The 26101-nt window shown below is 66.7% G+C and carries 25 protein-coding genes and 1 pseudogene; 14 read left to right on the top strand and 12 right to left on the bottom strand.

From position 1 onward, the window contains the following. Positions 1 to 118 precede the first annotated feature (118 nt). The 6 genes from ACNJ7E_RS30610 to ACNJ7E_RS30585 all read right to left on the bottom strand — a co-directional run bounded on the left by ACNJ7E_RS30610 (position 119) and on the right by ACNJ7E_RS30585 (position 7845). Entirely contained in the window at positions 119 to 1837 is a 1719-nt protein-coding gene (locus ACNJ7E_RS30610) for an IS1634 family transposase (protein ID WP_418340312.1), read from the bottom strand. Between the two features lie 572 nt (positions 1838 to 2409). Then, the gene (locus ACNJ7E_RS30605; RefSeq protein ID WP_418341702.1) at positions 2410 to 3225 is read right to left on the bottom strand and encodes an alpha/beta fold hydrolase; all 816 of its coding nucleotides are present in this window, start codon (positions 3223 to 3225) and stop codon (positions 2410 to 2412) included. Continuing rightward, positions 3222 to 3674 carry a MaoC family dehydratase gene (locus tag ACNJ7E_RS30600; protein ID WP_418341701.1) on the bottom strand — a complete coding sequence of 151 codons (453 nt, stop codon included), beginning with the start codon at positions 3672 to 3674 and terminating at the stop codon, positions 3222 to 3224. Before ACNJ7E_RS30600 ends, ACNJ7E_RS30605 begins: the two co-directional genes overlap by 4 nt. A gap of 20 nt (positions 3675 to 3694) precedes the next feature. Next, complete coding sequence (locus ACNJ7E_RS30595) at positions 3695 to 5392, bottom strand: PHA/PHB synthase family protein (RefSeq protein ID WP_418341700.1); 1698 nt, start codon at positions 5390 to 5392, stop codon at positions 3695 to 3697. A gap of 174 nt (positions 5393 to 5566) precedes the next feature. Then, complete coding sequence (locus ACNJ7E_RS30590; RefSeq protein ID WP_418341699.1) at positions 5567 to 6166, bottom strand: hypothetical protein; 600 nt, start codon at positions 6164 to 6166, stop codon at positions 5567 to 5569. Positions 6167 to 6216: 50 nt separating this feature from the next. Next, positions 6217 to 7845, bottom strand: coding sequence for a long-chain fatty acid--CoA ligase (locus ACNJ7E_RS30585; protein WP_418341698.1), 1629 nt, complete (start codon positions 7843 to 7845; stop codon positions 6217 to 6219). Positions 7846 to 7961: 116 nt separating this feature from the next. Between ACNJ7E_RS30585 and ACNJ7E_RS30580 the strand changes: the two genes are divergently transcribed. Next, positions 7962 to 9266, top strand: coding sequence for a PucR family transcriptional regulator (locus ACNJ7E_RS30580; protein ID WP_418341697.1), 1305 nt, complete (start codon positions 7962 to 7964; stop codon positions 9264 to 9266). 129 nt (positions 9267 to 9395) lie between these two features. Here the strand turns inward: ACNJ7E_RS30580 and ACNJ7E_RS30575 are convergent, their stop codons facing one another. Next, positions 9396 to 10370 (bottom strand): SDR family oxidoreductase, encoded by a 975-nt coding sequence (locus tag ACNJ7E_RS30575; protein ID WP_418341696.1) that lies wholly within the window; start codon positions 10368 to 10370, stop codon positions 9396 to 9398. Between the two features lie 685 nt (positions 10371 to 11055). Here ACNJ7E_RS30575 and ACNJ7E_RS30570 point away from each other — a divergent pair. Continuing rightward, entirely contained in the window at positions 11056 to 11391 is a 336-nt protein-coding gene (locus ACNJ7E_RS30570) for a hypothetical protein (protein ID WP_283352161.1), read from the top strand. Positions 11392 to 11522: 131 nt separating this feature from the next. Further along, positions 11523 to 11783 carry a hypothetical protein gene (locus tag ACNJ7E_RS30565; protein WP_280785163.1) on the top strand — a complete coding sequence of 87 codons (261 nt, stop codon included), beginning with the start codon at positions 11523 to 11525 and terminating at the stop codon, positions 11781 to 11783. A 77-nt stretch (positions 11784 to 11860) separates the two neighbouring features. Here the strand turns inward: ACNJ7E_RS30565 and ACNJ7E_RS30560 are convergent, their stop codons facing one another. The 3 genes from ACNJ7E_RS30560 to ACNJ7E_RS30550 all read right to left on the bottom strand — a co-directional run bounded on the left by ACNJ7E_RS30560 (position 11861) and on the right by ACNJ7E_RS30550 (position 15112). Then, positions 11861 to 12379 carry a hypothetical protein gene (locus ACNJ7E_RS30560; protein ID WP_280785162.1) on the bottom strand — a complete coding sequence of 173 codons (519 nt, stop codon included), beginning with the start codon at positions 12377 to 12379 and terminating at the stop codon, positions 11861 to 11863. A 183-nt stretch (positions 12380 to 12562) separates the two neighbouring features. Next, positions 12563 to 13840 carry a sensor histidine kinase gene (locus tag ACNJ7E_RS30555; RefSeq protein WP_418341695.1) on the bottom strand — a complete coding sequence of 426 codons (1278 nt, stop codon included), beginning with the start codon at positions 13838 to 13840 and terminating at the stop codon, positions 12563 to 12565. Between the two features lie 81 nt (positions 13841 to 13921). Further along, the gene (locus tag ACNJ7E_RS30550) at positions 13922 to 15112 is read right to left on the bottom strand and encodes a hypothetical protein (RefSeq protein WP_418341694.1); all 1191 of its coding nucleotides are present in this window, start codon (positions 15110 to 15112) and stop codon (positions 13922 to 13924) included. Positions 15113 to 15356: 244 nt separating this feature from the next. On the opposite strand from ACNJ7E_RS30550, the gene ACNJ7E_RS30545 reads away from it, so the two are divergent. Both ACNJ7E_RS30545 and ACNJ7E_RS30540 read left to right on the top strand, forming a co-directional pair. Further along, the gene (locus ACNJ7E_RS30545) at positions 15357 to 16271 is read left to right on the top strand and encodes a hypothetical protein (RefSeq protein WP_418341693.1); all 915 of its coding nucleotides are present in this window, start codon (positions 15357 to 15359) and stop codon (positions 16269 to 16271) included. Positions 16272 to 16337: 66 nt separating this feature from the next. Then, positions 16338 to 16655, top strand: a complete 318-nt coding sequence (locus ACNJ7E_RS30540; RefSeq protein ID WP_105413872.1) for a hypothetical protein — start codon at positions 16338 to 16340, stop codon at positions 16653 to 16655. 39 nt (positions 16656 to 16694) lie between these two features. Here the strand turns inward: ACNJ7E_RS30540 and ACNJ7E_RS30535 are convergent, their stop codons facing one another. Continuing rightward, entirely contained in the window at positions 16695 to 17609 is a 915-nt protein-coding gene (locus tag ACNJ7E_RS30535) for an exodeoxyribonuclease III (RefSeq protein WP_280785158.1), read from the bottom strand. Positions 17610 to 17764: 155 nt separating this feature from the next. On the opposite strand from ACNJ7E_RS30535, the gene ACNJ7E_RS30530 reads away from it, so the two are divergent. The 7 genes and pseudogenes from ACNJ7E_RS30530 to ACNJ7E_RS30500 all read left to right on the top strand — a co-directional run. Further along, positions 17765 to 19339: an LVIVD repeat-containing protein gene (locus ACNJ7E_RS30530; protein ID WP_280785157.1), complete on the top strand. Its 1575-nt coding sequence runs from the start codon at positions 17765 to 17767 to the stop codon at positions 19337 to 19339. Then, on the top strand, positions 19329 to 19982 hold the full coding sequence (locus tag ACNJ7E_RS30525) for a DUF305 domain-containing protein (protein WP_280785156.1): 654 nt from the start codon (positions 19329 to 19331) through the stop codon (positions 19980 to 19982). The genes ACNJ7E_RS30530 and ACNJ7E_RS30525 overlap by 11 nt, the downstream gene beginning before the upstream one ends. Positions 19983 to 20218: 236 nt before the next feature. After that, a complete protein-coding gene (locus ACNJ7E_RS30520; RefSeq protein WP_418341692.1) occupies positions 20219 to 20977 on the top strand; it encodes an SDR family oxidoreductase in 759 nt (252 codons plus the stop codon). A gap of 75 nt (positions 20978 to 21052) precedes the next feature. Next, the gene (locus tag ACNJ7E_RS30515; RefSeq protein ID WP_418341691.1) at positions 21053 to 21685 is read left to right on the top strand and encodes a VOC family protein; all 633 of its coding nucleotides are present in this window, start codon (positions 21053 to 21055) and stop codon (positions 21683 to 21685) included. Positions 21686 to 22213: 528 nt separating this feature from the next. After that, the gene (locus tag ACNJ7E_RS30510) at positions 22214 to 22588 is read left to right on the top strand and encodes an AMIN-like domain-containing (lipo)protein (protein ID WP_283334031.1); all 375 of its coding nucleotides are present in this window, start codon (positions 22214 to 22216) and stop codon (positions 22586 to 22588) included. Positions 22589 to 22739: 151 nt separating this feature from the next. Further along, complete coding sequence (locus tag ACNJ7E_RS30505; RefSeq protein WP_283352185.1) at positions 22740 to 23240, top strand: helicase associated domain-containing protein; 501 nt, start codon at positions 22740 to 22742, stop codon at positions 23238 to 23240. A 136-nt stretch (positions 23241 to 23376) separates the two neighbouring features. Then, positions 23377 to 23583, top strand: a pseudogene (locus ACNJ7E_RS30500) (AraC family transcriptional regulator); the annotation flags it as partial. A 92-nt stretch (positions 23584 to 23675) separates the two neighbouring features. Here ACNJ7E_RS30500 and ACNJ7E_RS30495 read toward each other — a convergent pair. Further along, positions 23676 to 24824 carry an RNA-guided endonuclease InsQ/TnpB family protein gene (locus ACNJ7E_RS30495; RefSeq protein ID WP_418341706.1) on the bottom strand — a complete coding sequence of 383 codons (1149 nt, stop codon included), beginning with the start codon at positions 24822 to 24824 and terminating at the stop codon, positions 23676 to 23678. A gap of 23 nt (positions 24825 to 24847) precedes the next feature. On the opposite strand from ACNJ7E_RS30495, the gene tnpA reads away from it, so the two are divergent. Then, on the top strand, positions 24848 to 25294 hold the full coding sequence (tnpA, locus tag ACNJ7E_RS30490; RefSeq protein ID WP_418341690.1) for an IS200/IS605 family transposase: 447 nt from the start codon (positions 24848 to 24850) through the stop codon (positions 25292 to 25294). Between the two features lie 57 nt (positions 25295 to 25351). After that, on the top strand, positions 25352 to 26089 hold the full coding sequence (locus ACNJ7E_RS30485) for a GlxA family transcriptional regulator (protein WP_280784352.1): 738 nt from the start codon (positions 25352 to 25354) through the stop codon (positions 26087 to 26089). Positions 26090 to 26101: the final 12 nt, after the last annotated feature.

Here is a 26101-nt window from a genome sequence, read left to right as displayed (position 1 = left end):
CCGGACTTCCGCAGCTGATGGGCACACGATTCCGCGAAAAGGCGTGTTGACGTGCGGGGACGCCGCGCGGCCGCGTTGGGGTCGTGTTACTACAGGCCTTGCTTTGGCGGGATCTCGCTTACGCGTCGGTGGGGGCGAAGTCGAAGAACCGGGGCGGTTCGGGCAGCTCGAGCGCGGTAAGGATCTTTCGCTGCCCGGCGGTGACGGCGGAGCGTTGCGCCACCTGGCCGTGGTCGGTGGCGAGGGTGACCAGGTGCATCCGGTCGAGCTCGTGACGGATGCTGCGCCAGGTGTCACCGGTGGCGGTCTCGGCGACCCGGATCAGCAGCAGCGCCAGCCAGCACAACTGGACGTGGGCGCGGATGCGGTCCTCGCGGTGGTGGAAGACCGGCCGCAGCCCGAGCGAGCCCTTCATGTCGCGCCACCCGGCTTCGACGGCGAGCAGCTGCTTGTAGGCGGCGGCCAGGTCCTCCGGGGTGAGGGTGGTGTCGGACGTGCGTAGCAGCCACTTGCCGTCCAGGCCGGCCTCGGTCTTGATCGCCGTGTGGTCGATGCGCAGCAGCCCGGTGTTGGTGCGCCGCAGATACCGTCGCAGTCCCGGCTTGGATTTGAGCGAGCCGACCAGCTCGTCGCGGCGGCGCGATGTCCAGGTGTCGGAACCGTCGATCAGCTCTTCGAGGTGCGCGACGAGGTTCTCCCGTACGGCCGCGTCGCGGTCCGCCTGGTCCGGGTTGTGGCAGACGACGAATCGCCTGGTCCGGGCGCCGCCGTCGCCGTCCCCGTCACCGCCGGGCGCGACGTGCACCTCCTTGACCCGCAGGTTGCCGGCCACGGTGTGGTAGCGGCCCGGCCTGGCGAGCGCGGCGGCGGCCTCGGTGTTGGTGTGGCGCAGCTTCTCGGCGTGGATGTAATGCCCGCCGCCGCGGGTCAAATACGCTCGGTTCGCGGCGGAGGCGAAACCACGGTCGGCGACCCAGACCAACCGGCGCAGGTTCCACCCGTCCAGGTCGTCTTTGACGGTGCGGATGATCGCGGTGTCGGCGGTGTTGCCGGGGAAGGTCCAGCAGCGCACCGGGATCCCGTCGCGGGTGACGGCCATCGCGATCACCACCTGCGGCAGGTCGGTGCGGAAGTCCTTGGAGTGGCCGAACTCCCGCGCCCCGGACTCGGCCGGGTTACCGGCCCCGTCGTCGCTGGGCGGATCGGCCCGCTCCGGGCCCTCGGTCTCGAAGTAGGTGCTCGTCGTATCGACGAAAACGATGTCCAAATCCAGGTTTAACAGGTGCGCAACGGAATTGAACACATCGGCGGCGATCTCCTCGAGGGCGTCGAGGAGGAAGTCCATGCCCCGGTAGGCCTGATCGTCGGACAACGCGGTCATGTGCTCGATGGCGACGCGTTCGGTCACCCAGCCGGTCGCCGCGAGCTTCGAGCCGGGTTCGAGCGCGCGCTGGGCGACGAGGGTGAAGATCACCCGCTCCACCGCGTCGGCGGCGAGCCGCCGCCCCTCGGCGGCGCGGCGGATCGCCGCCGAGATCCCCAGCCGGTCCCAGAGCCGGTCCAGCGTCCACGCCCCGCCGAGGCGCCGGCAGTCGAGGATCTCCACCTCCCCGCCCGCGGTCGACGCCGCGGCGGACTGGTCGGGGGCGAGGAACCGCGAGATCGACGACACCAGCCGGGCCAACCCGTCCCGGTCCACGGTCTCGGCGCGGCCGAAGTTGTGGATCACCTTCGCGGTCGGCGAGCCGGTGTCCGGGTGCCGCTCGTTGTGCGCGAGCTGCAGATACGACACCACCGAGCCGTCCTTGTTCTTCCGCCGCGTCTCCCGCAGGTACATACCTACACAACACCACATCGCATGCGGCTTCACCAGCCGACACGCCGCAAGTCGTGTGCCTACAGATTTTCGCGTTCCAGACACCCTGCACCGCTCTGACCTGCGCCTTCATTCCGCGGCAGGCACGAAAATGCCTACGAACTGCGGAAGTCCGGTCTGACATCCGCGCGATCGACGAGCACTGCACACCCATCAATGCGCCTGTGCAACGAAGCCGCAAGCACCCTCGGCGGCAAACGGTGCTCGACCAACGAGAACCCGCCGCCCCAGTCCCGGCCGTTGATCAGAAACCGATCACCACAGGCCGCGGCTGGTTGGTAGAGCTCGTCGTCTTCAGGACCGGCAATGCGATGATTCGACACCGCCCACACCGCTTCGCACGATCGAGCAAATGAGGTGTTTCACACCTTACGCCGACCTCCAATAGCGGTGGAGGGGATGAAGAATGGCTCCGTTCGCCCGAGTCGGTGCGATCGGCGCGGGACCGTCGTCCTCCTGGTGTGCCAACAGATCGGCTTCGGCATCCTGTCCGGCGCGGTCGTCCCCTCCGTATTGCTGCTACCGCTGGTTTCTTAGGTATGACGGAATGTCTCGATCACTGGGGCGAGTTCGGTGGCGTTGGTGATCAGGTCGATGTGTCCGCCGTCGTGGAGGTGCAGGGTGGCGTGTGGGAGAAGCGTTTTCATGATGTGCGCGTTGACGACGGGAATGATGGGGTCGTCGGCTCCGGCGATGATCAGCGTCCGTTGTCGTATTGCCGGTAGTGTCGGCAGGCTTGTCCAGACCGATCCCGCGAGGAGTTGGTGCGTGTAGCCGATTTTCGATCCGGGGTGGAGTTGCTTCAGGAAGAGTTGGGCGACGTCGTCTTTCTGCGTGCGGGCGGTGCCGCCGTAGAGGTCGCCGGCGATGGACGCCGCATAGTCGGGGTCGCGGAATCTGCGGGGTGTGAGCATCTTGACCAGGATCCGGGGGTGGCCGGGGATCATGAGCATGCCGGTCCCGGAGGCAACGATGACCAGGCGCCTGCAGCGCCGCGGATTCTGGAACGCGAACTGCTGTGCCAGCGCCCCACCCCAGGACAGACCGAGGACGTCGACCACGCCGACGCCCAGCCGGGTCAGGATCCGGCCCAGCATCCAGGCGAGGTACGGAAAGCCGTACGGCACCAGGGACACCGGTGATCCGCCGGTGCCGGGGACGTCGAATCGGATGACGGTGGTATCGGGGTCGAGCTGCGCGACAAGGGGGTCGAGCACCTCGTAGCTGGCGCCGATGCCGTTGCACAAGACGACCGGCACCCCGGTGCCGCGGCGGACGCTGACCCTGATGCGCTGGCCGCCCGCCGCGATATGGCTCTCTTCGACGGGCCCGGGGTGGGCGGCCGTCACCGGTAGAGCACGACGACGTCGGCGATGCAGGCCGGGCGCCCGCCGCCTTCGACCTCGTACGTGAGTCCGAACACCGTCTCGATGCCGGCGGGTTTCTGCTGGGCGGAGGTGACGGTGACCGTGGCGCGCAGCCGCGCTCCGACCGGTACCGGGGCGGGGAAGCGGACCTTGTTGAGGCCGTAGTTGAGAGCGGCCGTGGTGTCGTCGATCTCGAGGACTTCCGCCAGGACCATCGGTGCGAGTGACAACGTGAGGTAGCCGTGGGCGATGGTGCCGCCGAACGGGCCCTCGGCCGCGCGGACGGGATCGGTGTGAATCCATTGGTGATCGTCGGTGGCGTCGGCGAAGCGGTTCACCTGATCTTGGGTGATGTCGAGCCAGTTGGTCGTGCCGAGTGTGTGTCCGGACAGATCCAAGAGGGCGGTGGGGGTGTCGAGATGGGTGGTCATCGTGGTCTTTCGGTCGGCGGTCAGTTGTGGTGGACGTAGGTGCCGGGAGCCGGCGCGAGCGGGGGGAGGTCGCGGCCACCGAGGGTGTGCGGCGCCTCGATCTGCGGGCCGCTGCGGTTGGCGAGCCAGCCGGTGTAGTCGGACCACCAGGAGTCGCTGGTCTTCTCCGACGACTCGAACCACTCGTCGGCGCTCGACTCGTCGACCCTGCCGGCCCGGAACGAGGCCCGCGGATTGCCCGGCGGATTGACCAGGGCGGCGATGTGCCCGTTGGTGGAGAGAACGAATCGGTTGTCCTTGCCGCCGAACATTTGTGCGCTGCGGTAGCAGGCTTGCCAGGGGGAGATGTGATCGGCGATCCCGCTGACGATGTAGGAGTCTGCGGTCACGGTGGACAGGTCGACCGGCGTCCCCAGCATGGTGACGGCTCCGGGAGTGGTCAGCTTGTTGCCGGTCCCCAGCAGCACCATGTCCTTGTGCAGGGCGGCCGCCATTCTGGTGGTGTCGGAGTTCCAGAACAGCACGTCGAACGCGGCTGGTGAGCGGCCCTGGACGTAGTTGTTGACCCAGTACCGCCACACGAGGTCGGTCGGCCGCAGCCACGCGAAGAGTTCGGCCATCGTGCGGCCGTCGAGGTAGCCCTTGGCGGCGGAGGTGCGGATGGCGGCCTGGGCCGCGCGGTCGCTCATCGCGGCGGCCGCGAAACCGGCGTTGGTCTGATCCAGCACGGTCACCGCCAGCGCGAGGCTCGCGATCCGCTCGCCCTCCCCGATGTCGGTGAGGTGCGCGGCGACCATGGCCGCGAGGATGCCGCCCGAGCAGGTGGCGAGCAGGTGCGCACTGTCGGTCCCGGCGATCTTCTGCACCGCATCGAGTGCCTCGATGATCGCGGCGCCGTAGGTGTCGAAACCCCAATCGCGGTGCCGGGCCTGCGGGTTGCGCCAGGAGATCGTGAAAACTTGCTGGCCCTGCTGCAGGAAATGTTCGATCATGCTGCGGCCGGGGGCGATGTCGACGATGTAGTACTTGTTGATCACCGGCGGCACCACCAGCAGCGGGACCGCGTGCACCGTGGGCGTCTGCGGGGCGTAGTGAATCAGCTCGAACGCCCGGGTTTGCAGCACCACCGCCCCCTTGGTCGTGGCCACGGTCTCCCCGACCGCGAAGGCGTCCGGGTCGACCATCGCGGGGACCCGGGGGTGGGAGGCCATGTCCCTGGCGAAGGCTTTCAGTCCGCGGATCGCGCTCAGACCGCCGGTATCGATCAGCGCCTTCCACCCGAGGGGGCTGAGCAACGGATTGTTGGTCGGTGCCAGACCCTCGACGAGGTTGTCGAGGGCGAACCGCACCTTCTCCGAGTCCCGCCAGTCCAGGTCCGCGTCCGTGAACACGGCGTCGGCGGTGTCGGCCGCCGCCAGGTAGGCCTGCATGGTCCGCTTCAGCAAGGGATTCGCGTGCCACGCCGGGTCGGCGAAACGATTGTCGCTCTTCGCGGGAACCCGTGCGGACTTTCCGGTCGCAATGGCCCCCAGCTCGCGGGCGAGGAGGGAGCCTCGTCCGGCGAGGGTGCGGGGCTGCTTGGCGAGGCTGACGCCGAGCCGGGTCAGCGGGCCGCGCGGGAGCATTCGGCCGGCGATACCGCGGGTGGAGTTGGTGAGCAGGAGGTCGAGCGGTGCTGCGTGCTCGTCGGGACTGGTGATCGGGGTTGTCAACGTCACTGGTGCGCTTTCGATTGCGGGGACTGCGATGTCGTGTAGTTCGGACACGCGTTCATTGGCGAACGTCCGTGGCCGGCGGGGGATGAGCCTGCGCATCGCAGCCTCGCTCGCGGTCACCCTTCGACGAACACGACTTCAGTCGTCGAGGGGTGCCGCGATGTTCGTGCGCTTGTGTCAGGCGGTGAACGGGTTCAACGCCGGAAGGGGTTTGATGAGCGGCGCGAGCAGCGCGGCGGACTGCTCGACGGTGAGGACCTCGCTCGGATCGAGCGCGATGATCTCGCGGACCGATTCGTCGTACTCCCACACGTCCTCACCGATCAGGCGGCCCTGGTCGTCGTAGGGCCAGATCATGTGCTCGGCGGACTTCATCAGGTAGGTGGCGTCGGGGTCGACGGGTGCCCCGCCGGCCGCGAGGACACTGCCGGGGGTCTGCTGGTACATCGTCGAGGTCGAGACGATCATGTGGTCGCTGACCGCAAGCTTCTCGTCGTCCACGTAGAACACGCACTGGGCCGTGCCGGTCCACTCGCGGTAGACCTCCTTGACGGCGTCGGCGCCCCCCAATGTGGTGGTGGTGCCGAGCAGGTTGAAGTGGTAGACGGGGTTGGCGACAGTCATGTCGGGGGCGAAGATTTCCTCGAAGCGTCCGGCCATTTCCAGGTAGCGGTGACGGTTGTAGGCGTGCAGGAGGTAGAGGTGGCGCTTGTTGTCGGTCGTTTCGATCAATCGTTCGACGGCGCGGTTGGTCTGGGTGATGTCGAAGCGGCTCATGGTGGGTTCCTTCTGTTGCGGGTCGGTCGACCCTGGGGTGGGGTGGTTGTTCAGGCTGAGGTGAATTGGTCGCGTAGTGCGGTCTTCTTGAACTTTCCGGTGGCGGTGCAGGGGATCGCGTCCACGAACTCGATGCGGTCCGGCAACTGCCACTTGGCGAACTCCTGGGCAAGGTGTTCACGTAGCTCGTCCGCGCAGGTTTCGGCCCCGGCGCGCAGTGCGACGACTGCGAGGGGGCGCTCGCCCCACCGGTCGTCGGGTATGGCGATGACTGCTGCCTGGGCGACCGCGGGGTGATTCATGAGCTGGTTTTCCAGGTCGACGGAGGAGATCCACTCGCCCCCGGACTTGACGAGGTCCTTGGACCGGTCGCAGATCCGGACGCACCCACGGCTGTCGATGCGGACCACGTCTCCGGTCTTGAACCAGCCGTCGGCGGTGAAGCTGTCGGCGCCCTCGCCGCGGTGGTAGCTCGCCGCGACCCAGGGGCCGCGGACCTCGAGCTCGCCCATGGCGGCGTCGTCCCACGCGATGAGCCGGCCGTCGTCGTCGCGGGCGCGGATGTCGAAGAAGGGGCTGGCGATGCCCTGTCGGGTGCGGTACCGGTACTGGTCGTCCGCCTCGCTTTCGTCGAGGCTGCCCGGCAGTCGGCACACCGTGCCCAGCGGTGCGGTTTCGGTCATTCCCCAGGCCTGGATGACGGTCAGCCCGTGCCGGTCGTATCCCTCGAACATCGACTGGGGCACCGCTGCGCCGCCGACGACCAAGCGGTCCAGGGCCGACAGGTCCCATCGGTCGGGTTCGGCGTCGATCGCGGCGAGCATGCCCATCCACACGGTGGGGACCCCGGCGGTCATCGTCACGTGCTCGTCGGCGAGCAGGCCGAGCACACTGTGCGGGTCCAGACGCGGCCCGGGCAGGACCAGCCGCGCTCCGGCCAGAGCCGCTGCATACGGCAGGCCCCAGGCGTTCGCGTGGAACATCGGGACGACCGGCAGGATCGTGTCCCGTGCCGAGACCGCCAGCTGGTCGGGCAGCGCCGCGACCAGGGAATGGAGCACCAGGGCCCGGTGCGTGTAGGTGACGCCCTTCGGTCGGCCGGTGGTGCCCGACGTGTAACACATTGCCGCCGCATGGCGTTCGTCGAGCTCCGGCCACTGCACCGGCTCACCGTCTGCGACCAGAGTTTCGTAGTCGAGCATTCCCTCGGGGGTCTCGCCGGTGTGCGTGACGACGATGATGTGGGCGAAATCGTGCCCGGCGCGGAAGGTGTCGAACACCTCGAGCAGTGATTCGTCGACGACGATCACCGTGTCCTGCGCGTCGTCGACGATGAAGGCAAGTTCGTCGGAGAACAGCCGGGGGTTCAATGTGTGGATGACCGCGCCCATGGCCGGGACCGCGAAGTACAGCTCCAGGTGTTCGCTCTGGTTCCACAGCAGGGTCGCCACCCGGTCCCCTTCGCGGACACCGAGCCCGGTCAGCGCGCCGGCCAGGCGCCGGGCGCGCCCGGCACAGGCACCGAGAGTGGTGCGGGTGATCGCCCCCGAGGGCCGAAGCGACACCACCTCTCGGTCGGTGTGAAACCGCTCGGCGCGCTCGACGATGCTCGTCAGGGTCAGCGGGTAGTCGTCCATACTGGCCCCGGTGAGGAGCTGCTCGGTTCCGTTGTTTGGCATGCATCAATAGTCGCTGGCCAGGGCCATCGAGTGCTTGTCCGTGCGCGCCAACAAACCGGTCCGCTGTTGTCGAATATCCACACCACCGCCACACGCGCAGCGATAGCGTGAGATGCATGGAACCCGGCTGGGTGGGCGCCCGCGGTGAGCGCGAGCGACGGCTGTGGTCGACGGTCCTGCAACCCGCGGCCGTCGAACTCGCCGCCCGTGCCCCCGAGCTCGCCGACGCGGTCGCCGCCTACACGAGCGAGCGGCTGCCCGAACTCCTCGCCAACGCGGAGGCGTTGGAGGTGAACCGGGCGAGCACCGAAGTGAGTATCCGCCTCTTCGCCGAGGTGCTGCAGTCCGGCGCCGACCCCGCGGACGCCGCCAGCCTCGGCTCGGCGACCCTCGCCTACGCGCAGGACGGTGCAAGGCACGGCATACCACTGACCACGTTGCTACGCAGCTACCGGCTCGGCCACGCCGCAACGTCTGCGCACCTCAACACGATCCTCGCGAACCACGCGGCCGACGCGGACGAGCTGAACCGCGCGAACGAACTGTTGTCGGCGTGGCTGTTCGCGTATGTCGACGCCGCGCTCTGCCTGGTCGAGGAGGTCTACGCTGCCGAACGCGATCGTTGGCTGCGCAGCACCGCCGCCACCCAGGCCGAGACGATCAGAACGATCCTGTCCGGACAGCCCATCGACATCGACGTGGCGGGCCGGCGGCTGCGCCACGAACTGGGCCGGGTGCACCTCGGCGCCATCGCCTGGCTCGACAGCCAGGAGGAGGGACGCGACACCCTCACCGTGCTCGAGGCCGCCATCCGCGACATCGCCACCGCACTCGGCAGCCGCAAGACCCTCATCCATCCCCTCGGAATACTTTCCGTTGCAGCGTGGATCAGCTCCACGAGCGTCGTGCCGTCCCGGGTCCTGGACGAGCTGCGGCTGCGGACCGCGACAGCGCCCGGCGTCCGCGTCTCGATCGGCGAGCCCGCCCGCGGCATCGCAGGGTTTCGCGCCAGCCATGCCGAGGCCCTGCAAGCGCAGCGAATCGCCCAGCTGGCCGGGCGCCCCGCGGGCAGCATCACCCGCTACCACGACATCTCACTGCGCTCGCTCGCCACAGCAGACCTCGACCATGCCCGCGCCTTCGTTGAACGCGAGCTCGGTTCATTGGCATTGGGGGACGACACCACCCGCCGGCTCGCCGCGACGGTACGCGTCTACCTCTCCGAAAACGGCAGCCGCGGCCGAACGGCGAAACGACTCAGCGTTCACGAGAACACCGTCAGCTACCGGCTCCGGCAAGCCGAAGGAATACTGGGACGGTCCGTGGACAAGCGCACCCTCGAGCTGCGCGTCGCACTCGCCCTCGCCGAGCTCGTCGGTGAGGCATCGGATACCGACCGCACCGCACCCGGCATCGACTAGGAAAATATCCGACACATCCTCTGGGGGAAGCACATTCGTCAGTAGCTGGGCGCGGCATTGCCTGGGAATGCGCCGACACCCATCGGATAATTCCGATGGGCGTCAGCCTTGCCAGGTGGTTTTGTCGGGTCAGCTCGCGGCGCCGACGTTGCGGGCACTCGTCGAGCGGCCCAGCCGGGCGATTTCCGCGTCCATCCGGGGAACGAGCTGGGACGCCTGCGCGAGGGTGACATGGGTGCCGATCCTCGAGTTCACGAGGGTGCGGAGCTGAGCGATGATGCCGACCCAGCCGGGGACGAACACGTGGCGCTGACGTCGTTCCAGGCCCTGGATGAACGCCTTCACGCAGGCCTCGACCGAGGTGGTCTTGCTCAGCGGGCCGGGCATCGAGTTCAGCATCTGCCGGAAGGCGGAGAAGTCCGCCTTGGCCTCCCGCACAAGGGGGGTATCGATCCACGACATGTGCGCACTCCCCACATCGACACCCTGGTGGGCGACCTCGAGGCGGAGGGCGTTGGCGAAGTGCTCGGCGCCGGCCTTGCTCGCGTTGTAGGCCGCCAGGCCCGGTGCCGGTGCGAACGCCGCCAGAGACGAGACGACCAGGATGTAGCCGTTGCGCTCGATGACGGACGGCAACGCCGCCCGCACCGTGTGGAACACGCCCAGAAGATTAACGTCGAGGACACGCTTGAACGTGGCCGGATCCACCCCGAGTACCGAGCCGTAGCTGGCGATCCCGGCGTTGGCGAGCACCAGGTCGATACCACCGAACTTCTCGACGCCCCGGGCCACCGCCGCCTCCATCGCCGCGAGGTCGCAGACGTCGGCGACGACACCGACGGCCTTGTCCGCGCCGATCTCGGCGACGACCTCCGACAAAGCGGCAGCGTCGACATCGGTGACGACCACCCGCGCGCCCTTGGCCGTGAGTGCCTTCGCTGTCTCCGAACCGATGCCTCGGGCCCCACCGGTGATCAGCACAACCTTGCCGTCGACGCGGCGTCGGCTCCTGGCCCGCAGGAAGGTGCGGTGACGGCGGCCCTCGAGTATCTCGCTCAGTCGCTCGAACTCGATGATGGTCTCGGTGGTGTCGGAGCGGCTCATTCTGGTTCCTTCGGTCTCGGTCGTTGTATGAAGATCGGGTGGTCGTGCTCAGGGCCGACGCGAACTGGTCGAGGAGCCCGGTCGCCGAACATTCCGACCGCAGTGCAATGGATTGCCGTCACGAACTCGGCGCGCTTGGAATTGATGCGGGTCTCGGATGACACCCCGGGCGTCCTGATTCAACGGTGCGACTCTCTCCGCGGGCTGTGACGCAGGCGTCGAAGCTCGAGAAGTTGACACCGGACAATCGTCGGTGACCCGACGTGCGGAGCGCTTGTCTACCTGCGCCAATCCCCGAGGACGACATTGTCGAATATCCCCACCCTTTGGCCACAGTGTCGCAGCACTCGCCGTTAGCGGAACCTGCACCGGCACGTTCCGCAAGCGGGGCGTTGACTGAGACTCGCTGAGCTGCGCAAACCCGTTTGATCCGTCCGGTGGGGATCTTCCTTTCAGGGGCGGCAAACGGGATAGAGGGCCCACGCTAGCGAAAGCATCGCGACTGCATGCACCCAGAGGGCCGCTTCTGAGCGCCGTCAGTCTCGAAATGCTCAGGTCAGCCCGGTAATCACGCGGTCGGGAAAATAGTTGGGAACTCACGGGAACTTTTCCGTCATCGTCGGCATCTCACTTACATAGGCAGGGAGATCGGCTCCCTGCTTACCGGACCGACAAGGACGAGAAGATGACGAACCCCTCCAGCAATGACACCGCCGCGCCGACCGCACCGACCGCAAATCTGACCGGGTCCCCGGAGGACGCGTCCCTTCACCTCCGCCGTCGCGCCGGAGCCAGAACTCGCACCGGAGCCCACCCTCGAACCGAGTCGGCCCCGGCACCCGAAAATGTCCCCGGCGCGAGCGGTGAGTCGTACCGCTCCCCCCGCGACCTCAACGGCGACGGCAACGTCGACACCGTCCACACGACCACCGACGGCGTCAACCAGATCGAGCACCTCGACACCGACAGCAACGGCACCTACGTGTCCGCCATTCATCCCCAGGCCGACGGAACGGTCTGAGCCGCAACCGATCTCGACGACGACGGCACGTCGACGCCAAGGGCATCCTCGACGCGCAGGGCAACGTTGTCCAGGCCGATGCAATCGCCGACGGCGTCGTCCGTGAGTACTACCGCGACACCAACGGTGACGTGCACCTCGACACCACGCTCGTCGACAGCACCGGCGTCGGACAGTTCGACACCCTCATTCTCGATAGCGACGGCGAAGACGTCCCCAACACCGTGCTCGTCGACACCGACAGTGACGGGATCTTCGACCTGAAGATGGAGGACACCACCAACGACGGAATCCTCGACGAGGTCACCACCGGTTCGCAGGGCCTCGTCGCCGAGTATGACGGCACCTTCGACGGCCCCGCTGAACCGCTCCCCGGCGACGACCTCTTCTGACCTATCCACTTCCCGCTGCCGTACGCACCGAAAGACTTCGGGCGTGCGGCAGCGGTCACTGCTGCTTCTGCTTGGACTCACAGCGAGATCGATTCGATGGACGACACCATTTCCGACCTCGAGGACCACAACGCGTCCCCTGGGGCCCAGGCCCCGAACTGAACGAACCCGTACTGGACCCGGGATTCGTCGACGAACCCTCCCCGGTGTTCCCCGAGGACGAGACCATCGACGCCCCCAGCCTCCCGTCGGAAGACATCGCGCCTACTCCAACGGCACCCGCCCCGGATCTGCCACTCGCCCCCGCCGGAACCGGACTTGTCGGACCTGCCGCCGGCGGAGCCCGAACCGGAGCTGGTCCCCCACCCCGAACCTGCTGCTGCCCCGGAGGACGGGTACGGCGTGATCGCGATGGTTGACGCCGGGGAGATCTGGCCCCCGGGGCCGAGAGCGTCGAGGACGATCAGCCGGACCACTTCCTGGTGGTCGCCGGCATCGACGATGCCCGCGGGGTGGTCATCTCGTCCGACACGGGAAGCCCGACCGGTAACCAGCCGGAGGTGCCGAGCGCTCAGTTCGAGGGTGCCTGGCAGCACTCCGGCCTGGCGAGTCCCACTTCAACACCTGGCTGCACCGCATCGCCGCCAACGCCGCCCTCGCAGCCCTGCTCCGACGGAAAAGAAAACACCGAAGTCACCCTCGCCAGTGTGCTGGCCACGGTGAAGTCAAGCTCGGCGTCGAGTAGCCCGAACCTCGGCAGCTCAGCGACCCGCGAACTGCTAGTGCGCCGACGTCGTGAGGGAATCGGGTGCTGTCACGATCTCGAACGGCATTTCGATGTGCGCAACCGTCCCGGATCGAGGCCCGGGGTGGACTGAGAAGCTGCCTCCCGCCGCGACGACACGGAGTTCGTGCGATGTCAATCCGATGTGGCCTCTGCTGAGGCTGCGGTCGATCGCCTCTCGGGAGATGCCGCGCCCGTCGTCGGTGACATCGAGGACGGCATGCTCACCCCACCGCGCCAGCTCGACCCGGACATTGCTGGCTTGCGCGTGTTTGACCACGTTGCTGAGCAATTCGCGTGCCGCGCTGAACAGCACATCATCAGCGGACGTGCGAAGGTCGTCGACCCATTCCGAGGTCAGGAGCTGAACCTCGAAACCGCCACGCGCCTGGGCCGAGCGGGTGAGATCGCCGAGGGCGCGAGCGAGACCGACACGATCGAGCACAGTGGGGTGCAGCTCAGAGACGGTCGCCCTGAGCAAGGTTGCGGATTCGGTGAGTGCGTGGGTGATGCGAGCGACCGCCTGCGGGTCGGCACTGCCGGTCAGGTCGTCGAGGTCCATCTTCGCGGCCAGGACGAATTGGAGCGCCCCGTCGTGGAGTTGCTCGGACAACGCACGTCGTTCGCGTTGTTCGAGACCCATCAACTCCGCGAGCAGAGCGGTGCGGTCGCGCACCAGGTGACCGATCGTCAGCACCCTGGACCGTTGAATTCTGCTGAGCATGACGGCGCCCGCACCGAGGACGGCGAGGGCCATCGTGCTGAGCAGGATGGAGGACCAGGGCTCTTCATTCGACGCCATCGTCGCCCAGCTCGCGGCCAGGAATACCAAGACCGTCGGCACGACCACGGACGCACAGACCCCCGGGCGGAGCTGCGTGGAGGCCAGTAGCGGGATCACGAACAAACCGTTGCTCAGGATGTCTGCGGTCCAACTCTGTTGTGCCGCAATACCAGTCAACAGGGTGAGGCAACCGAGGACCGCGAGGTCGACGAACAGGGCGAGCCACATCGCATTCACCGGCCCCGGACCTCCTCGACGAGTCCACAGCGCGAGGCCGCCGGACCAGAGTGCGTAGCAAACCAGGACCGCGACACACACGCCCGCGTCGTTCATGGGCGGGACGAACGCCAGCGTCAACGCGATAAAGAGCACCAGAACACCACGAAGTGCGAGCTGGAGATACGCGCCGCGATAGGCGTGCTCGAGGATGATGCGTTCGAGATCTGGGCTGCCGCCGAGATCCGCGGGTAGTACCGATGACTCAGCCATGGGACGGCCTCCTCGGCCGGGGGACTCCGACAGGAAGATGCGAGGACATCAACTGCTGGACCTGCGACAATGCCCAAGATTCTAGCACCGGCGAGTGGGTGACCCCTGGTACTTGGCGGTCTGCGCACGGGCCCTGCGGACCTCCGCCATCTGCGCCTCGAGTTCGCCGTGCAGTCGCTGATTGTCCAGCGCCAGGGTGGTCGCGGCGCGCACAGCCGCCAGAAGCCTCGGCTGGTCGGCGACCGCCCGGTCGTACACCAACGCCCCCACCAGGACGCCGTCGCGGATGAGGGCAGTGGCCTCACGGGGATCATTCCTCGGTGGCAGAACCTGGGGACGCCCCTGCGCGTCCACATACCCGTCGCGGGCGCGGGAGAACGACCACAACGCCAGATCCGGGTCGCGCAATGCCGCCCGCAGCGCGTCGATGACGCCGTCACCGCGTGGGGCGGTATCGATCTCGATCATCAGGTTGCGCACCGCGGCTCGGGCGACTCGGTAGCGCCACATCCCGACCAGCACCGCAAGCGGAATGAGCGCAGTCGACGGATATCGCAGAAGCAGCGTCCACGCATGCTGCGGGCTGTGCACCCACACGGAGACCAGCGGTGTCCAGGCGGTTGCGGCGGTCCCGAGCAGAGCGGCGATCCACAGCGGCGCCACGGCGGCCCGATAGGCCGGTGAACCCGACCTCCATCGGGCGATCACCACGCCGATCAGGACCACACCGAGGGCGATCCCCACCACGCCGAACATCACTTGCAGCGCCGCGAAGACCCTCGGGTCGTCACTCACCAAGAGCAGATTCAACGACGGCGGATGGGCCGGGCTGATGCGGTGGGTGTCGAGGAACGCAAGCTCGGACACGACGGCGACCGCGTAGTACGCATAACTTCCGCCGACGAACCACCGCTCCCACCGGTGGCGCAACCGACCCCAGGGAAAACTGAACACGAGTTGGATCAGCACCGCAATGTACATGTTGGTCAGCGCCGCGCCCGCCGTGAACAGCACCGGGACCGTCGACAGCCGAAAGCCCTTCACCAGCCACAGCAGCCCGGCGGCAACCAGCAGCCACCCCAGGTTGTCCTGCGGTCGGTGGCACTTGGCCACCAGGCCGGCCGCCACGAACACCACTCCGACCATCACGAACAACGCCAATTCCGTCGGACTGAACTCGCCCCGGCACAACTGCCAGTCGACGGATGCGACCACCGCGACAGCCAGTGCGGCGGTCACCAGGGCGGTCGCGCTCTGCGCGCGAAGACTCACCGGGTGCCGCCCGCGAGTCCGGACAGTTCGAGGAACACGGGATCGATCCTCGCGGGGATCCGGATTCGGCACCATCACCACAGGGTGGGGTGATGCGACACCTGGGTGGACCTTCTCGACACCTCCGGTCCCTTATCGCCTGCAGTGTTCGACGCAGATCGATCGATGCCACGCGGCACACCGGTATTCGTGGGAACATCTCATCCGATCGATCCGGCAGACTGAGGAGAAAGGGGTGTGGTTCATGACCAGGATTCGACTTCGGCCCGCGGCGGCGCTGGCATCGATCGCCGGTGTCTCGTCCTTGTTTCTCGCGGCCTGCACCCAGGACGCATCGTCGACCGAGGGCACCGAATCGGCCGCACCGAGTGCCTCCAGCGAGGCACCGCCAACGGAGGCACCGGTCAACGGTGTCGATGCGAAGGAGTACGCCTCCAGCGACCCGGAAGCCGATTCCTACGGCTTCGTCACACCGTCAGGGAAATGGCTGTGCGCGATAATTCCCACGAAGAATCTGGCCGGATGCGCCTCTCATCCCACCGCGGGGCCATTGGGTGTGCCGGGGACTCCACAGATCGCCTCGCCGGACGGAGGCCCGCCGGCGGAGGCGAACCTCATCGCGGTCGAGGCGGGGAAGGAGCCAAGCTTCCAGAACTGGAACCAGGCTGTCTTTCCCGGCAACGCCAACGTCCTTCCCTATGACACCACGCTGGCGATCGACGGATTCAGTTGCAATGTGCAGTTCTCCGGCGTCTCCTGCAGGGACGATGCGACGGACAAGGGATTCACCATCTCCACCAGCGGCTATACGTTCGAGTTCACCCCGTTACCCGTGAGCCTCCCCAGCGCGAGCCCACCGCAGATCGCGCCCACCCCGGCCCCGCTCCCCCAGCAGGCCCGCGGATCGAATCAGTGTGGCCCCGTTGTCTATCCGGAGACGGGAAAACCTGCGACGGTGGTCATCGTGAAGGGCACACTCCGCTGCGACGAGGCGCACACGATGCTGACGAAGTACTTCGCGGCACCTGACAAGAGCGAACCGGTGTACAGCTTCGACGGGTGGGAATGCCGCCTCTCGGGAGACCCGGAATCCGCGGAGACCGGTTACACGATCAACTGCTCCGACGACAACGGGAACACCGTGGTCGCACAGCCGTAGATCGATCAATCCACGATTTCAGGTCAGTCGCCGCGAGACTCGACGCACGATGTCTACGCTGACGCTATGCACCCACCGAATGACCAGGCAGGTACCTGGGAAGGTTCGTGGCTCGCGGCGATGACGGTGATCAAGAGCGCTCAGCGGGTCTTCACGCCTGAGAACCGCCCTCCCTCCGAGCTCATCCCTCTCGTCGAACCCCTGAGCCGGTTGGGTGATGCGCTCCGGGCAACACCGCCCGACCCCGACGAGTCCCGCCGTCGCGCCGCCGACCTGGTGGCCGATCGAGACCTGATCGAATGGGCATGTCAGCCGGACCAGCCCAGCGAGATCCGAGAGTTCGGGGCGACCTTGGCCTTCCTGTCCATGAAACTGACCACCTGAGTCTCCGGTTGTCCTCGCCGCGCGGGGAGCCCGGACCGCTCAGAAGTCGTAATCCACGACGACCGGAGCGTGATCGCTCATCCGGCGGTCGGCCGCCGGATCCCGGTCGGTGCCGGCCGTGACCGCCGCTCGAGCCAGGTCCGGCGTCGCGAGGTGGTAGTCGATGCGCCAGCCGATGTCGTTCACGAACGACTGCCCCAGCCACGACCACCACGAGTACGGACCGTCGACGCCTGGATGCTGTCGCCGGACGACATCGACGAGGGTGCGCGGCGACAGGATCGAGTCGAACCACTCGCGCTCCTCCGGCAGAAACCCCTCGGCCTGATTGCTGCGCCGCCAGTTCCGTACGTCGGAACGGGTGTGCGCAATGTTGAGGTCACCCATCAGCAGAAGCTCCCTGCCCCGTGCGCGTGCCGTGCGCCGCGAGCGGGTCAGTTGTCGCGCGAACGCGGAGAGGAAACGCATCTTGCGGTCGTAGCGTGCTCCGCCGTCGGGCGCCTCCCGCATGCGTCCGGGCTTCTGGAGGTGGGCCGGAAGACCGCCCTTCGGCAGGTACATCGATGCCACGGTGATCGGCGCATCGGCCAGGTCGACCTCGACGTACCGGCCCTGCTTCGCGAACTCTGCCAGACCCCGAGCCAACGGCTCCGGATCCAGTTCGACGCTGTCGGTGTGCATTTCACCCGGCACGCGCATCAGCGCTGTACCACTCCACGTCCGAACTGCGATGGGCGCACGCCGGGTCAGAACCGCGACACCGTTGCGGCCCGCGACGTCGCCCTCGTCGTACGTGAGGTGGTAGTCGCCGAACACCCCCGGCGGGATGGCCTCGGCACGAGCGCGCACCTCCTGAAGCGCGACCACATCGGGGCCGCGGTCGCCCAGCCAGTCCTCGAATCCGCGCCGCTGCGCCGCGCGGATCCCGTTGACGTTGAAGGTCGCGATTCGCACGAGTGACAGTGTAGGGATCCGACCGACGCATCGAATCTCGCCATACCTTTCACTCGCCGTCGGCCAGTTCTGCGAAGTTGGCCAATTTGTATGTGAACTCGAGTACGGGTTGCTAGCGTTCCCGTGATTGAGACCACACTGCAGGGGAGATCTCGATGCGGATCGCGCGGAAGCGGCCAGGAAGTGCCCGGCGAGGTGTGGCGACCGCGGCACTGGCCGTCTCGGCCGTCCTCGGGGTCGCGACAAGCCCGATGCCTGCCATCGCGTCAGCCGACACGTTCTTCTTCGACGATGTCGGTTCGACGGCCGTTCCGCGGGCGAATTGCGGTCCCGGTTCGCTGCCGGAAACGGGTATGCAGGGCGATGTTCCGGCCGAGGACCGGAACAACGGCCGCAGCACCCAGGGTTATCGATGCAACATGTCGCTGGTCGGAGGCTTGCAGGATCGCGGTGGTGGCCTGCTGTCGGTGACCTACGACCACTGCTCCTACACCAGCACGTTCTTCCCCGGGAACCTGCTCAACCCCACAACGCCGGGCGTACAGGTGCTCGACGTGTCGAACCCTGCACAGCCGGTGTTGTCCACGACCCTGAACGAACCGGCGATGCTGGGCGGAACCTGGGAAAGTCTGAAGGTCAACAAGGCACGCAAGTTGCTCGCGGCCACAGCGGTGCCGATCGCTGCCGGCACCGGCTACTTCTCCGTCTACGACATTTCCGACTGCGCCCACCCCCGGTTGCTCAACCGGGGTGCCGGTACCGACGTCACGATGCCGCTGCCGTTCATCTCCCACGAAGGCGGCTTCTCCCCGGACGGCAACACCTACTGGGTGTCCGGGCCCGCACCGGGATTCCTCACCGCCATCGACATCAGAAACCCGGCCGAGCCGCGGATCATCTGGCAGGGATTGCACGGACTCGGCGGGCACGGATTCGGCATCACCCCGGACGGGAACCGGATGTACCTGTCGAATCTCGGTGGGATCACCGTCCTCGACATCAGCGCGGTGCAACGCGGCGACCCATATCCCACCGTCCCGCAGATCGCCACCTATCTGTGGACCGACGGCTTCTTCAATCAGCACAGCATCCCGGTCACATACGGGGACAAGCCCTACATCTTCACCGTCGACGAAACCGGCGGCGGCGGAATCAAGGTCTTCGATGTCGCCGACCCGGCGCACGCCGAGATCGTGCAGAAGATCAAGCTCGAGATCCAGCTTCCGGCCAATTCCGCCGCGAACCTTCGGTCGTCGCAAGGCGGCTCGGTGTTCTCCTACGATCCGCACTACTGCGTGGTCGACCGCCCAGCCGACCCGACCGCGCTCGCGTGCTCCTGGGAATCGTCCGGGATCCGCGTGTTCGATGTTCGCGATCTGAGCCGCATCAGCGAGATCGCCTACTACAACCCGCCGGCACAGACCGGTAAGAACGTTCAGCTCACCAACTCACCGCACGCACTGTCCTCGCTGATCGGTGTCTCACTCTTCAATTTCGTTCCGCTCGCCCGCGCCGTCTTCGAGGGCAAGACGGATCCGCGGGTCGCATTCGGTCCGCGCGCCGGAATGGTGGCGTTCGGCGACCTGTCCGCGGACTGGTGCTTCTCGCCTCCGGAGTTCCACGGCAACCAGATCTGGACCTCGTGCAGCGACAACGGTTTCATGGCGTTGCAGCTCGACGACACCGTTTATCAACCACCGGCGAATCAGGCGTCGACTTATGGGCAGTGACACCAAGCCTTCGTCGTTCCGCGGTCCCCTCGTCCTATTGCTGAGCGCCATCCTGTTCGGCGCCGCCGGGATCGCCGCCGGAATGTGGTTGCAATCGGAACGCGACACGAGCCCCGACGGGGTGCAATTGTCATCAGCGGACATCGGTTTCGCTCAGGACATGTCGGTGCACCACGAGCAGGCCGTGCTGATCGCCCAGACGCTGTCGCGGGACGTCGATCCTCAGATCCGGGTCATCGCCGATCAGATTGTCGTCGCACAGACCTCCGAGATCGCGACGATGCGCGGTTGGCTCAACCTCTTCGACGAGCCGTTCACCACCCCGAATCCGATGCAGTGGATGCACGGATCTGATCACGCCATGGGTGACCAGGGCGGCGCGCCCATGCCGGGAGCAGCGAGTACCAGCGAGATCACCCGGCTCGCCGGCCTGCGCGGAGCAGATGCCGAGACACTGTTTCTGCAGCTCATGATTCGGCACCACCAAGGGGGCGTCGACATGGCCGAGGCAGCCACCCACGCGGTTGCATCCGAACCGATCCGCCGCATCGCACGCGGGATGATCCGTGACCAGAGCAATGAAATCGCAGTGATGACAGCCATACTCGATACCCGCGACGCGACACCGCTCGCCCACCCTTGAGGCGTTGAGGCTCGCCGCCGCTCCACACCCGGAAGCCCACTGTGCGTCCGCCCTTGCCCGGCCGCGACGACTGTAGAAGCATTTCCGTAGGCGGAGGCCGATCGGCGACTGCATATCGCGACGGCGTCCTCCGGGGCCGCGATCGGTCCTGCCGACGGCTGCGGCAGGTCCGAGGAGGAAGCGTGTTCGCAAAGCTTCCCGGCCATCGGCAGCCGACGCTACCGATCGGAGAAACCATGACCACCGAAACCAAACGAGTCCCTATTCAGCGCGAACCGGAACTGGCCGGACAAACCGTCGTCGTGCTCGGCGGCAGCGCAGGCATCGGCCTCGAGACAGCTCGCCGCGCCCGGGCCGAGGGCGCCGAGGTCATCCTCACCGGCCGCAATCCGGACCGGCTCGGGCAAGCAGCGACAGATGTCGGCACGCAGCGCACCGCAGCCTTCGACGCCAACGACACGGCCGCCTTGGCGAGGTTCTTCCACGCCCTGCCGACCCCGATCGACCATGTGTTGGTCACGGCCGGGGGCCCGCGCTACGCACCCCTGCTCGAGATGGACTCCGATGAGGTGCGCGAACAACTCAGCGGTCACGTGGTGCTGGGGCTCGAGGTCGCGCGCAACGCGGCGAGCAAGATGAGGCCCGGGGGCACGCTGCTACTGATGGGCGGAACCGGCGGCCGGCGCATCGGTCACGGACTGGGGATCGCCTCCGCCGCCACCGCGGCACTGCCCCCGTTCACGGCGGCCCTCGCGCTCGAGCTCGCGCCGGTTCGCGTCAACCTCATCGCCGCCGGCTTCGTCGACACCCCGTTGCCGGCATCGCTGCTCGGAGATCGACTGGACGAGCGCCGGAAGGAATTGCGGACACCGCTTCCGATCGGCCGGGTCGTCGGACCCGCCGACGTCGCCGCACTGGCCGTCCACATCATGAGCAACACCGCGCTCACCGGCGCGACATACGACATCGACGGTGGGCAGCAGTTCGTTTTCTGATGGCCACACGACGAAACGTGGGTGGCTGGAGGGACGCCACTCCCGATCAATTCCCCAGAACCAGAGAGGCAACCCGTGAGCACAAACGAAGTTCAGACCAACGATTCGACGAACACGCAGGTCGCGTCGGTCGACATGAAGCTGGAGGTCGTCGTCATTCCCGTCACGGATGTCGACCGGGCCACCGAGTTCTACACCAGGCTCGGTTGGAGACAAGACGTCACACCGCCGGGTTCCGGCGTCGTCCAGTTCACCCCGCCCGGCGCCGCCGCCTCGATCCACTTCGGCGCCGACCTCACAACAGCCGCACCCGGTTCCGCCAAGGGATACCTCATCGTCTCCGACATCGAGGCTGCCCGTGACCAGCTGGTCGCCGCCGGCATCGAGGTGACCCTGTTCCACCTCGGCACGGACGGCCCGGGCGACGGGCTGGACCCGGACCGTCGCAGCTACTTCTCGCTGGCGTCGGTCAGCGACCCCGACGGCAATGCCTGGGTGCTGCAAGAGGTCACGACCAGGCTTCCTGGGCGCATCGACACCGCCGTCACCTCGTTCGGCTCTGCACGCGACCTCGCGACGGCGCTCCGGCGCGCGGTGGCCGCCCACGGCGGGCACGAAGAGCGCACCGGCGAAGAAGACCCGAACTGGCCCGACTGGTACGCCGAGTACATGGCCGCCGAACAGTCCGGGGCGGAGCTGCCCACCTGAGGAGTTGTGAGGCCACGGCCATCGGCACTGTGTCCCGCGTAAGGCAGGGCCATCTCGGAGCTCAGGACGGGTTCGGCGAGGATCTCGTCTGCGGCGCGGCGGCCGGAGCGGATTGGATTCCGCTTCCGCGTGCGTCACGAACCAGCTACTTGCTCGTAGCTTCGCCCGAGTCACATCTCGTCCGCGCCAGGCGATACCCAGACTATGAGGGGCGAAACGCGCACGCGGATCCCATTCGTGGCAATGATGGCATGCGTCGCCCTGGCAGCGGGCTGCCAGTCGACCACCGAGCACACGGGATCCGTCGAAGGAACAACGATCCCGTGGAGCAGGGTCCCCGACGCACAGGCGGGCGGAGGTGCCCCGCCCCAACAACCTGATCCTCCCCCACCGACGGACCCGAACGCGCGGCCCGGTATCCCCGACGCTCCCACACCGACAACACCGGGCCCGAGGACAACCGACATCCCACTATTACCGCCCACAGCGCTGGTAATTCCACCCGTCCCCGGAGTTACGGCCAGCGGCATGCACATCGAGCGGCACGACGGATTCGATCGAATCGTCTACGACTTCGGCGGCACATACGCGCCTGGCTGGCGCGCCGGATACGTCGCCGAGGCAACGCAACGCGGTCAAGAGACCGCGACACGACTCAATGGTCGATCGATCCTGCAGATCTACTTCTTCGACACGGACTCCTCGGCCGAGAGTGGGATCGCCGCGTACAACGGACCGAATCCGTTGTCGGACCCCGCGGCGTACAGCGTGGTCGAGGTACACCTCACACCGAACTACGAGAGAGGCACCCAGTCGTTCGTCGGCCTCCGTACCGACTACCCGCAGTTCCAGGTCACGACTCTCACAGAACCGACGAGAATCGCCGTCGACATCCACGACTAGCGCCACATTCGGGCACTCGTTGCCCCGGCAGAGATTGCATTCCCGGGGCGACACGAGCCGACTTTCGTGACAGATCGTCAAACTCGTTGACATACTTGAAGTGATGACTATCCGGATAATGCTCGACGGCTTTCACAAGGATGCGATCTCGATGCGAGATAACAGGCCCGCAACCTCGGCACTGCAGCTCTACCGCGCCTTTCAGCACCAGCACCCCCGAACTCCGGTCCCGGCCGATTACGTCACCGAATGCGGCTTCCGACTGGGACGTTGGCAGGACCGCCAGCGGATTGCCCGCATGCTCGGCACACTGCCGCCCCAGCGCATCGAGCAACTCGACGAAATCGGATTTCTGTGGAGCGATGACGACGTCCCACTCCCGGCAGTGTCACGTACCGACGCCAAGCGACGACGGATGCTCACCGCCATCGCCGCCTACCGCGAAGAGCACGGTAACGCACTTGTTCCCGCGAACTATGTCACCGCAGACGGTGAACAGGTGGGCCAGTGGCTCTACCGGGCGGTGAAGAAGTGGAGGGCCGACGCCTTGCCGGACAAGGAGCGTCGCACACTCTCCGTCCTCGGGGTCTCCCCCGGCCCACGACCACGAGGCCCCCGAACATCAGCACACCTTGTCGGACAGGTGAGGTAAGGCATACAGCTCGCAGGCCGAATTGTGTTGCTGTACAGATGTTCGAGTATCACCGGTAACACTGATAGCCCCCACGTGTCGGTGGCGGGTCCGCGCCGGCGGTCCATTGAGAACATGATGCGAGGAAGATGAGCTCATGGATGTGCCCCACCGTGTCGGTGTGCTCGTGTTCGACGGCGTGAAGATGCTCGACGTCGCCGGTCCATCCGAGGTCTTCACGGAGGCCAATCGACTCGGCGCCACGTACGAGTTGGTGCTGTGCTCGGTCGGGGCGGTCGACGTGACCGCGTCCACCGGGATGCAAATTTCCGTCGATGTCGACGCCGCGGACACAGATCGTCTTTGACGTCCTCCCGGCTGTGAACGACCGGGATTCCTTCTGCGCCGCTGCGCGCCGCTTGGGTGGGTTCCTGTTTCATTGGGGCTCGCTTCCCTCTAGGAGGGAAGGCTGACGGCCCCTCCGCAGGCGTTTAGCCACTCCGCACGTCCTGCGGCGTGGATGTTCTTCGCGGCGTTGACGTCGCGGTCGTGAACCGCGCCGCACGCCGTGCATGCCCACTCCCGGATCGAGAGCGGTTTCGGGCCGCCCTGGACCCCACATTGGGAGCAGATCTGCGACGACGGAAAGAACCGGTCCACCTTGACGAAGGTGCGCCCGTAGCGGGCGGCTTTCTCCTCCACCATGCGGGTGAACAGTCCCCACCCGGCGTCGTGGACCGATTTCGCCAACCGTGTCCGCGCCAGCCCCCGGACACACAGATCCTCGACGAACACCGCTTGGTTCTCGCGGATAATCGCCGTGGAGTGCTTGTGCGCCCAGTCCTTGCGAGCGTCGGACACCCTGGCGTGGGCCTTCGCGACGCGAATACGTGCCTTGACCCGGTTGTTGCTGCCTTTCTCCTTGCGCGACAGAACTCGCTGCGCCTTGCCGAGCTTGCGTTCTGCACGGCGCAGGAACCTCGGCGAGCTGATCGTCTTGCCGTTCGACAGGACCGCGAACGTTGCCAACCCGAGGTCGATACCGACCTCCGCATCGACCGGCGGCAGAGGTTCGTCGGTGCTCTCGACCACGAACGACGCGAAGTACCGGCCCGCTGCATCCTTGATGATCGTCACCGAGGACGGTTCCGAGGGCAGATCGCGGGACCAGGCGACCTCCAACTCGCCGACCTTCGCCACGTACAGCTTCCCGTTCGGGCGAATCGAGAACCCGTTGCGGGTCAGCCGGATCGCCTGCCGATTGTCCCGGCGGGACCGGAACCGTGGCGCGCCGACCTTGCGGCCCTTCCGTTTCCCGGAGAGCGAGTCGAACCAGTTTCGGTACGCCCGCCGCGCGTCCTGACACGCCTGCACCAGCACCACCGATGCGACCTCGCCCAACCAGGCCCGCTCCGGAGTCTTCTTCGCTGCGGTGACTGCCTGCTTCTGCACGGCGGTATCCGACAGCTTCACCCCGCACGCATACGCGTCCTGGTGGATGCGCAGGCAGTCGTTGAACACCACCCGCGCACACCCGAACGACCGGGCCAGCATGTCCTGCTGACCGGGCGTCGGACGGACGCGGTACTGGTATCGCAACTGCACACCCAAAGAAATAACATTGGTCTATGGTTTCTGAACCTGAATACAGACGCGGCCGCTCCGTTGTTTCCGCCCTGAACGTCCACTTGGTCTTTGTTACCAAGTATCGGCGCGGAGTCCTCACCGACGAGCTGCTGACCACCTGCGAACAGGTGATGCGCAGCGTGTGCGACGACTACGGTTCTCGGCTGGTCGAGTTCAACGGGGAGGGCGACCACGTGCACCTGCTGATCGAATACCCTCCGACCATCCAAATCTCGAAGCTGGTGAACAGCCTCAAAGGTGTCTCCGCACGCCGCCTGCGCGACCAGTACCGCGGATGGGTGAACCGACACTCGATGAACGGACACCTCTGGTCCCCGAGCTACTTCGCCGCGTCGTGTGGCGGGGCACCTATCTCGATCATCCGGCAGTACATCGAGCAGCAGCGGCGACCGCCCCGTGCTCCCGGTAGGCCGAAGTCGATGTGCTAACCCGGCCCTGAAGGACCGGGCTTGCGCGCTACGCTCCGCGGTCAAACCGCGCTGGTGATGGGTGGCGACATTTTTCCGTCGACGCCGGTGAGCCCGGAACTCGCCGGTGCGGCCACCACGCTGGCCGGCAACGCCGACCGGATGGCCTCGATCTGCACTGGTGCGTTCATCCTGGCGGCGGCCGGGCTCCTCGACGGTCGGCGCGCGACCACCCACTGGCAGCACACCGATACCCTCGCGCGCGGATATCCCCGGATCACCGTGGAACCCGACGCAATTTTCGTCGAGGACGGCACCATCTTCTCCTCGGCAGGTGTCACTGCCGGGATCGACTTGGCCCTGGCTTTCGTCGAACGCGATCACGGCACCGAACTGGCACGAGCTGTCGCCCAGTCACTCGTGGTGTTCCTGCAGCGACCGGGCGGTCAGTCCCAGTTCTCCCCCAGCCTGAGCGGGCCGCGGCCACGCACCGGACAGCTCCGCGAGGTGGTCGATGCCGTAGCCGCGGATCCCACCGGTGACCACTCCATCACCCGGCTCGCCGCGCGCGCCAACGTCAGTCCCCGGCATCTGACCAGGCTGTTCCAGGACGAGCTGGGGACCACCCCGGCCAAGTACGTTGAGCTGATCCGATTCGACACCGCCAAAGCCATGCTCGATGCAGGACACACCGTGACTTCCGCGGCGCAGCACAGCGGATTCGGCAGCCCGGAGAGCTTGCGACGCAGTTTCATCCAGCATCTCGGGGTGTCGCCGCGGGCGTATCGCCAGCGATTCCACTCCACCCATCGCTGAGAGCAGCCGACC

It is taken from the genome of Rhodococcus mengyinensis (assembly GCF_048381435.1).
In the GTDB taxonomy this organism is placed as follows: Bacteria; Actinomycetota; Actinomycetes; order Mycobacteriales; family Mycobacteriaceae; genus Rhodococcus_F; species Rhodococcus_F opacus_D.
The sequence above is the reverse complement of the archived record's forward strand: the minus strand, read 5'-3'. Positions and strand labels throughout refer to the sequence as shown.

Excerpts from the sequence above, each read along its gene's own strand:
- ACNJ7E_RS30585 (WP_418341698.1), bottom strand. The coding sequence starts at position 7,845 with ATGCCAAACAACGGAACCGAGCAGCTCCTCACCGGGGCCAGTATGGAC.
- ACNJ7E_RS30530 (WP_280785157.1), top strand. The coding sequence starts at position 17,765 with ATGCGGATCGCGCGGAAGCGGCCAGGAAGTGCCCGGCGAGGTGTGGCG.
- ACNJ7E_RS30570 (WP_283352161.1), top strand. The coding sequence starts at position 11,056 with ATGACGAACCCCTCCAGCAATGACACCGCCGCGCCGACCGCACCGACC.
- ACNJ7E_RS30600 (WP_418341701.1), bottom strand. The coding sequence starts at position 3,674 with ATGACCACCCATCTCGACACCCCCACCGCCCTCTTGGATCTGTCCGGA.
- ACNJ7E_RS30575 (WP_418341696.1), bottom strand. The coding sequence starts at position 10,370 with ATGAGCCGCTCCGACACCACCGAGACCATCATCGAGTTCGAGCGACTG.
- ACNJ7E_RS30610 (WP_418340312.1), bottom strand. The coding sequence starts at position 1,837 with ATGTACCTGCGGGAGACGCGGCGGAAGAACAAGGACGGCTCGGTGGTG.
- ACNJ7E_RS30485 (WP_280784352.1), top strand. The coding sequence starts at position 25,352 with ATGGGTGGCGACATTTTTCCGTCGACGCCGGTGAGCCCGGAACTCGCC.
- ACNJ7E_RS30555 (WP_418341695.1), bottom strand. The coding sequence starts at position 13,840 with ATGGCTGAGTCATCGGTACTACCCGCGGATCTCGGCGGCAGCCCAGAT.
- ACNJ7E_RS30590 (WP_418341699.1), bottom strand. The coding sequence starts at position 6,166 with ATGAGCCGCTTCGACATCACCCAGACCAACCGCGCCGTCGAACGATTG.
- ACNJ7E_RS30520 (WP_418341692.1), top strand. The coding sequence starts at position 20,219 with ATGACCACCGAAACCAAACGAGTCCCTATTCAGCGCGAACCGGAACTG.
- ACNJ7E_RS30540 (WP_105413872.1), top strand. The coding sequence starts at position 16,338 with ATGCACCCACCGAATGACCAGGCAGGTACCTGGGAAGGTTCGTGGCTC.
- ACNJ7E_RS30505 (WP_283352185.1), top strand. The coding sequence starts at position 22,740 with ATGCGAGATAACAGGCCCGCAACCTCGGCACTGCAGCTCTACCGCGCC.
- ACNJ7E_RS30545 (WP_418341693.1), top strand. The coding sequence starts at position 15,357 with ATGACCAGGATTCGACTTCGGCCCGCGGCGGCGCTGGCATCGATCGCC.
- ACNJ7E_RS30580 (WP_418341697.1), top strand. The coding sequence starts at position 7,962 with ATGGAACCCGGCTGGGTGGGCGCCCGCGGTGAGCGCGAGCGACGGCTG.
- ACNJ7E_RS30510 (WP_283334031.1), top strand. The coding sequence starts at position 22,214 with ATGCACATCGAGCGGCACGACGGATTCGATCGAATCGTCTACGACTTC.
- tnpA (WP_418341690.1), top strand. The coding sequence starts at position 24,848 with ATGGTTTCTGAACCTGAATACAGACGCGGCCGCTCCGTTGTTTCCGCC.
- ACNJ7E_RS30525 (WP_280785156.1), top strand. The coding sequence starts at position 19,329 with ATGGGCAGTGACACCAAGCCTTCGTCGTTCCGCGGTCCCCTCGTCCTA.